Consider the following 569-nt stretch of genomic DNA (forward strand, 5'->3'; position numbering starts at 1 on the left):
GTCTTGCAGGATAAGGCAGACGAGAAAAAAGCACAAAGAACCGCCCCAGCACAGACGAAACACAGACAACAGGATATGGAACTTTAACAGGCACTTGCCATTTTCAGTCAGAGAATGTCAGGTGCTTTTCTTTTTTTCAAGGAGGGATAGATTTGAATGTATTTGAAGCTGTGAAGCAGTCCGTCACAACAAGACAGGCTGCGGAGCATTATGGAATCCGTGTAGGCCGGAACGGGATGGCTTGTTGCCCGTTCCATAACGATAAAACCCCAAGCATGAAGCTGGATCGGCGTTACCACTGCTTCGGCTGCGGTGCGGATGGGGATGTGATTGATTTTGCCGCCGCCCTGTATGGGCTGGGAAAGAAAGAAGCCGCCGTACAGCTGGCACAGGACTTCGGGCTTTCCTATGAGGACTGGAAACCGCCGGGGAAGGTAAAAAAGCCCAAGCCCCGGCAGAAATCCCAGGAGGAACAGTTTCAGGAAGCAAAGAGCCGCTGCTTCCGTATTCTTGCCGATTATCTTCACTTGCTTCGGGCATGGAGAAAGGATTATGCCCCGCACTCCCCG

1 protein-coding gene is annotated in these 569 nt (G+C 51.8%); it reads left to right on the plus strand.

Annotated features, from left to right (window positions below; all coding sequences use genetic code 11):
* Window positions 1-152: 152 nt before the first annotated feature.
* A partial coding sequence (locus DWY84_RS17190; RefSeq protein WP_118534484.1) for a CHC2 zinc finger domain-containing protein occupies window positions 153-569 on the plus strand: 417 nt, incomplete at its 3' end.

Source organism: Clostridium sp. AF27-2AA, assembly GCF_003478505.1.
GTDB lineage: Bacteria > Bacillota > Clostridia > Lachnospirales > Lachnospiraceae > Brotaphodocola.